A 6379-nucleotide genomic window follows, 5' to 3' on the forward strand; every position below is an offset into this window, starting at 1 on the left:
GTGCCGGCGCTGGCGCTGGCGCTGCTCGCGAGCCTGCTGGGCCTGCTGAACGCGCGGCGCCGGCCCGGCGTGCGGCGCGTCGACGTGCCGATCGCCGGCCTGCCGCCGGCGCTGGAGGGGTTCACGCTGGTGCAGATCAGCGACCTGCACGTCGGCGCGACGATCCGCAAGGGTTTCGTCGACCGCGTGGTCGATGCCGCCAATGCGCTGGACGCCGACGTGATGGCGCTGACCGGCGACCTGGTCGACGGGCGGGTGCCGGAGCTCTCCGAGCACACTGCGCCGCTCGGGCGGCTGCAGGCGCGGCACGGCGTGTTCGCGGTCACCGGCAATCACGAGTACTACTCCGGCGCGCCGGCCTGGGTGGCCGAACTGCGGCGGCTCGGCATCACGGTGCTGATGAACGAGCACCTGCTGCTGAAGCACGGCGCGGGGCGGCTGCTGCTGGCGGGCGTGACCGATTTCGGCGCGCACCATTTCGACGAAGGGCAGCGCAGCGATCCGGCGCGGGCGATGCGCGGCGCGTCGGATGAAGCGCATGCGAAGGTGCTGCTGGCGCACCAGCCGCGCAGCGCGGCGGCGGCGGCCGAGGCGGGCTTCGACCTGCAGCTGTCAGGCCACACGCACGGCGGGCAGTTCCTGCCGTGGAATCTGTTCGTGCCGCTGCAGCAGCCGTTCGTGGCCGGGCTGCACCGGCTGGGCTCGCTGTGGGTCTATGTGAGCCGGGGGACGGGCTACTGGGGTCCGCCGAAGCGGCTGGGGGCGCCGTCGGAGATCACGCGTGTCAGGCTCGTGAGGGCCTGAGCGGCAAATTCAGCCGGCACGGTTTGCCGGCACACGAGGGGGTTCGGTCCGCGCACCCTTCGGGTGGGCGGCCGGCCGCTCCAGGCCCGCGTGATCACGCGGATCGCGCGACGGGCCTTCGACACGGCGGCGTCGGGCGTCGGGGCGCTCTGAGAGCTGGTTCATCGAAACACTCCTGCGGGCATGGGCCCGTCTGGAATGGGGCAATCGACATGCCCGGCGGGGTCAGCGCCCTTCCGACAAGCGGGCCAGCACCAGGCGTGCCGTCGACAGGTTGGTGGCGCAGGGCACGTCGTGCACGTCGCAGGCCCGCACCAGCGCATTGATGTCGGGTTCGTGGGGCTGCGGCGTCATCGGGTCGCGCAGGAACACCACCAGGTCGATCTCGCCCTGGGCGAGCTTCGCGCCGATCTGCAGGTCGCCGCCGAGCGGGCCGCTCAGCATGCGCTGCACGGTCAGCCCGAGCTGATCCTGCAGGCGGCTGCCGGTGGTGCCGGTCGCGACCAGCGTGCAGCCTTGCAGGAAGTCCAGGTACTCGCGGGCCAGCTCGACCATCGTGTCCTTCTTGTGGTCGTGGGCGATCAGGGCGATGCGGGGCGGCGGGGCTGACGGGGTGGCAGAAATGGTGTCGGTCATGAACATCAGTGCGGTTTGCGGGGCTTGCGGAACGATTTCGGGCGGTACACGTTGCCGTCCCATTCGCCGCCGCGGGCGCGCTCGATCGCGTCGCGTGCTTCACGGTTCGCCTCACGGCGCGCGCCGGGCCAGCGCCACAGCCGCAGCCAGCTGCCGGCCAGCGTGGCCCACCAGCGCTGCATCATGAAATCGAACTGCATTCGTCGGCGCACGCTGAGCGTCAGGCGCACCAGCAGGATGGCGCAGACCAGGAGCACGGTGCCGGCGAAGATGGTTTCAAACACGGGGTGGCCTCAAGCGTTCATGCATCCGCACGGGCGAACGCGTGGGAGCCATGGTAGCCAGTGGCGGGCGGCCGTGCGCACGGCGTGACACCTTCGTTCGGGGGATGCGTGGATTGCTGCCGTCCGCCCACTGTCGCCATGTTTCAAAGATGACAGAACCAGCAGGGGTGTCGTTCACGGTCGACATCCTGGCCGGGCGGGTGGCCGCTGTAATGCCGCCCAGGAGCCGGACCCGAGCCGGCCCGGACCACAACAGATGGAGACAAACGATGATGCAAAGACGCCTGATGCTGGCGCTGGCTGCGGCCGGCTTTTCGTTGATCGCGACGGCGACCGTGCAGGCCGCGACGCTGAAGATCTCGTGCGGGGCGGTCGGCCAGGAGCTCGAGCTGTGCAAGAGCGCGGCCGAGGCCTGGGCGAAGAAATCGGGCAACGCCGTCGAGGTGGTGTCCACGCCGAACGATGCCAGCGAGCGGCTGGCGCTGTACCAGCAGGTGCTGGGGTCGCAATCGGACAAGATCGACGTGTTCCAGGTCGACGTGGTGTGGCCGGGCATTCTCGGCTCGCACTTCCTGGACCTGAAGCCGTACAGCAAGGGTGTCGAGAAGACGCACTTCCCGTCGATGGTGGCGAATGGCAGCGTGCAGGGCAAGCTGGTCGCGATGCCGTGGTTCATCGATGCGGGGCTGCTGTACTACCGCAAGGACCTGCTCGAGAAGCACGGCCTGAAGGTGCCGGTCACGTGGGAGCAGCTGACCGACACCGCGCAGAAGATCCAGTCGGCCGAGCGTGCCGCGGGCAACGACAAGATGTGGGGCTACGTGTGGCAGGGCCGGGCCTATGAGGGGCTGACCTGCAATGCGCTGGAGTGGGTGTCGAGCTATGGCGGCGGCACGATCGTCGACGCGGCGGGCAAGGTGTCGGTGAAGAACCCGGCGACGTCGAAGGCGCTGGCGATGGCGGCCTCGTGGGTCGGCACGATCTCGCCGACGGCGGTGCTGAACTATGCCGAGGAGGAATCGCGCGGCGTGTTCCAGGCCGGCAACGCGGTCTTCATGCGCAACTGGCCGTACGCCTGGTCGCTGGCGCAGCGCGACGACAGCCCGATCAAGAACAAGGTGGGCGTGGCGGTGCTGCCGAAGGGTGGCGAGGCGGGCTCGAACGCAGCGGCGCTGGGCGGCCAGCAGCTGGCGGTGTCGAAGTACTCGAAGAACGCGGCGCTGGCGGCCGACCTGGTGATGTACATGACCAGCGCCGAGGTGCAGAAGGAGCGGGCGCTGAAAGGCTCGTTCAACCCGACGGTCTCGACGCTCTACCAGGACAAGGACGTGGTGGCCGCCAATCCGTTCATGAGCCAGTTGGCCGGTACCTTCGCGAGCGCGGTGCCTCGGCCTGCCACGGTGACGGCTTCGCGCTACAACCAGGTCAGCAACGAATTCTGGAACGCGGCGCATGAGGTTCTGTCGCGCAGTGCGAAGCCCGAGGAGGCCGTTGCCAAGTTGGATCAGCGCCTGAATCAGATTGGGCGTGGAGGTCGTTGGAACTGAGGCGCTGGCAAAGGCGCGGGTGGGGAGGCTGTGGCTCGCCGGCCAGTGCGGTCTTTGCCCCWGGCGGGGCAAAGACTCCCCTCCGCTGACTGGTTTCAAGGCCCGTCGCCGAAACTCCCGCCACTCACTTCGTTCGTTGTGGTCAAACAGTCGGCGACAGTCAGTGCACGAAGCGTGCTGGCGCACGCGGGCCATGAAACCAGCCAGCTCCGGCGCCCCGTCCTGATTGGCGCTCCACAGCCTCCCCACCCGCGCCTTTGCCGACACCGCAGTTCTTTGCGTGGGGAAAAGACTGATCAGACAGACGAAGCGCGCGAGCGCTCGCACGCTCAACGGTCTGTTCAGTCTTTTCCCCCACCCGCCGCGCCGCACAAGAAGCAACGAGCGAACAAAGGAGCAAAAACATGTCAGGGCTGACGAGGCAGAGAGTGAAGTGGGCCTGGTGGATGCTCACCCCGATGCTGATCGTGCTGCTGGCCGTCGCCGGCTGGCCGCTCGCACGAACCTTGTGGTTCAGCCTGACCGATGCGTCGCTCGCCCACCTCGGCGAATGGAAGTTCATCGGCCTCGAGAACTACACCGGTGATTACGGCGTGCTGCGCGATCCGGACTGGTGGCGCGCCGTGCTCGTCACCGGTGTCTTCGCGCTGCTCTCGGTCACGCTCGAGACCGCGCTCGGCCTCGGCGTCGCCCTGGTCATCAACCAACCATCGCGCCTGCGCACGCTGCTGCGCGCCGCGATGCTCGTGCCCTGGGCCATCCCCACCGTCGTGTCGGCCCGCATCTGGAGCTGGATGTTGCACGACCAGTTCGGCGTCGTGAACCACTACCTGCTCGCGTTCGGGCTCATCGCGGCGCCGCTCGCCTGGACCGCCGACCCCACGCTCTCGCTCTTCACCGTCGTGATGGTCGATGTCTGGAAGACCACGCCCTTCATGGCGCTGCTGATCCTCGCCGCGCTGCAGATGGTGCCGCTCGATTGCTACGAGGCCGCCAAGGTCGACGGCGTGCCCACCTGGCGCGTCTTCACCCGCATCACGCTGCCGTTGATCGTGCCCGGCGTCGCCGTCGCCGTCGTGTTCCGAACCCTCGACGCACTGCGCGTCTTCGACGTCATCTACGTGATGACCTCCAACAGCCGCGCCACCAAGAGCATGTCGATCTACGTGCGCGAACAGCTCATCGACTTCCAGCAGGTCGGCTTCGGCTCGGCCTCGGCCACCGTGCTGTTCTTCATGATCGCGCTCGTCACCATCGTGTACCTCGGCGCCACGCGCCGCGGCGTCGAGGAGGCCTCGTCATGAACGGTCCCAGCATCCACCAACGCACGCCCGCCATGTCGGCGCTGTACTACGCCTCGGCCGCGCTGCTGCTGTTCGTCTCGCTGTTCCCGCTGCTGTACGCGGTCTCGACCTCGCTGAAGCAGGGCACCGCGCTGTTCTCGCCCGAGCTGTGGCCGGCACACGCCACCCTCGTCAACTACGCCAGCCTGTTCCGCGACCAGCCGTTCGCCCGCAACCTGCTCAATTCCGCCTTCGTCGCCGGCGGCGTCGTCGCGCTGTCGCTCGCACTCAGCTTGCCTGCTGCCTGGGCGCTGTCGCGCGTCAGCTTCCGCGGCCGCGGCACGCTGATGCTCACCGTGCTGTCGGCGTCGATGTTCCCGCAGGTCGCGGTGCTGTCGGGCATGTTCGAGCTGGTGCAGGCGTTCGGCCTCTACGACTCGCTGGGCGCCCTGCTGCTCGCCGACCTGGTGATCACGCTGCCGTTCACCGTGTGGGTGCTCGTCACCTTCATGCGCCAGCTGCCGAAAGAGGTCGAAGAGGCCGCGATGATGGACGGCCTCGGCGTCTTCACGCTGATCTTCCGCATCTTCATGCCGCTGCTCTGGCCGGCCATGGTCGCCACCGGGCTGCTCGCGTTCATCGCCGCATGGAACGAGTTCCTGTTCGCGCTGACCTTCACGATCAGCACCGAACAGCGCACCGTGCCGGTCGCGATCGCGCTGGTGAGTGCCGGCAGCGGCTACGAAGCCCCGTGGGGCGCGATCATGGCGGCCTCGGTGATCGTCACCTTGCCGCTCATCGGGCTGGTGGTCTATTTTCAACGGCAGATCGTCGCCGGCTTGACGGCCGGCTCCGTCAAGGGCTGACTCCTCTTTTGAACGACACGACCATGACAACTCCAACCGACTGGTGGGCCGGCGCCTGCATCTACCAGGTCTACCCGCGCAGCTTCCAGGACAGCAACGGCGACGGCGTCGGCGACCTCGCCGGCATCACGCAGCGGCTCGACCACATCGCCTCGCTCGGCGCCGACGCGATCTGGATCTCGCCGTTCTTCCGCTCGCCGATGCGCGACTTCGGCTACGACGTCACCGACTACTGCGACGTCGATCCGATGTTCGGCACGCTGGCCGATTTCGATGCGCTGGTGGCACGCGCCCACGCGCTGAAGATCAAGGTGCTGATCGATCTCGTGATCAGCCACACCTCGAAGGACCACCCGTGGTTCGTCGAGAGCCGCGCGAGCCGCGACAACCCGAAGGCCGACTGGTACGTGTGGGTCGATCCGCAGCCCGACGGCTCGCCGCCCAACAACTGGCTGTCGCTGTTCGGCGGCAGCGCCTGGCAGTGGGAAACCCGGCGCCAGCAGTACTTCATGCACAACTTCCTGGCCTCGCAGCCGGACCTGAACTTCCACCACCCGCAGGTGCAGGATGCCGTGCTCGACGCCGCGCAGTTCTGGCTCGAGCGCGGCGTCGACGGCTTCCGCCTCGACACGGTGAACTTCTACTTCCACGACCGGCAGCTGCGCTCGAACCCGCCGCAGCCGGCCGGAAAGTTCGCGGTCGGCGTGCCGCGCGCCAACCCGTACGCGCGGCAGAGCCACCTGTACGACAAGACGCAGCCGGAGAACCTTGCCTTCCTGCAGCGCTTTCGCGCGCTGTGCGACCGCTACCCCGGCATCACCACCATCGGCGAGATCGGCGACGACAACGAGTACGCCACGCTGCGCGCCTACACCACCGGTGCGCGGCTGCACATGGCCTACACCTTCAACCTGATGACCGAACGGCACGAGCCGCGTTACGTGCATGCGGTGCTGGCC

General features: G+C 68.0%; 7 protein-coding genes. 5 read left to right on the top strand and 2 right to left on the bottom strand.

The genetic code is table 11. The features are described 5' to 3' along the window. Nucleotides 1-804 (top strand): metallophosphoesterase (locus AC1DXV_RS29790; protein WP_477937052.1); only part of this gene is annotated, 804 nt, incomplete at its 5' end. A 225-nt stretch (nt 805-1029) separates the two neighbouring features. Here the strand turns inward: AC1DXV_RS29790 and AC1DXV_RS29795 are convergent. Together AC1DXV_RS29795 and AC1DXV_RS29800 are read right to left on the bottom strand one after the other, a co-directional pair. Then, nucleotides 1030-1440 (bottom strand): methylglyoxal synthase, encoded by a 411-nt coding sequence (locus AC1DXV_RS29795; protein WP_477937054.1) that lies wholly within the window; start codon nt 1438-1440, stop codon nt 1030-1032. Between the two features lie 5 nt (nt 1441-1445). Beyond that, complete coding sequence (locus tag AC1DXV_RS29800; RefSeq protein WP_477873474.1) at nt 1446-1724, bottom strand: hypothetical protein; 279 nt, start codon at nt 1722-1724, stop codon at nt 1446-1448. Between the two features lie 269 nt (nt 1725-1993). Here AC1DXV_RS29800 and AC1DXV_RS29805 point away from each other — a divergent pair, with 269 nt between their 5' ends. The 4 genes from AC1DXV_RS29805 to AC1DXV_RS29820 all read left to right on the top strand — a co-directional run. Continuing rightward, nucleotides 1994-3271, top strand: coding sequence for an ABC transporter substrate-binding protein (locus tag AC1DXV_RS29805; protein WP_477873473.1), 1278 nt, complete (start codon nt 1994-1996; stop codon nt 3269-3271). 404 nt (nt 3272-3675) lie between these two features. Then, entirely contained in the window at nt 3676-4575 is a 900-nt protein-coding gene (locus tag AC1DXV_RS29810; RefSeq protein WP_477871597.1) for a carbohydrate ABC transporter permease, read from the top strand. After that, on the top strand, nt 4572-5420 hold the full coding sequence (locus tag AC1DXV_RS29815; RefSeq protein ID WP_477871599.1) for a carbohydrate ABC transporter permease: 849 nt from the start codon (nt 4572-4574) through the stop codon (nt 5418-5420). The genes AC1DXV_RS29810 and AC1DXV_RS29815 overlap by 4 nt, the downstream gene beginning before the upstream one ends. A 23-nt stretch (nt 5421-5443) precedes the next feature. Then, nucleotides 5444-6379, top strand: a 936-nt coding sequence (locus tag AC1DXV_RS29820; RefSeq protein ID WP_477937056.1) for an alpha-amylase family glycosyl hydrolase, incomplete at its 3' end; no start/stop codon positions are given.

The sequence above is a fragment of the Rhizobacter sp. P3_C12 genome, from assembly GCF_056402735.1.

Excerpts from the sequence above, each read along its gene's own strand:
- AC1DXV_RS29795 (WP_477937054.1), bottom strand. The coding sequence starts at position 1,440 with ATGACCGACACCATTTCTGCCACCCCGTCAGCCCCGCCGCCCCGCATC.
- AC1DXV_RS29805 (WP_477873473.1), top strand. The coding sequence starts at position 1,994 with ATGATGCAAAGACGCCTGATGCTGGCGCTGGCTGCGGCCGGCTTTTCG.
- AC1DXV_RS29810 (WP_477871597.1), top strand. The coding sequence starts at position 3,676 with ATGTCAGGGCTGACGAGGCAGAGAGTGAAGTGGGCCTGGTGGATGCTC.
- AC1DXV_RS29815 (WP_477871599.1), top strand. The coding sequence starts at position 4,572 with ATGAACGGTCCCAGCATCCACCAACGCACGCCCGCCATGTCGGCGCTG.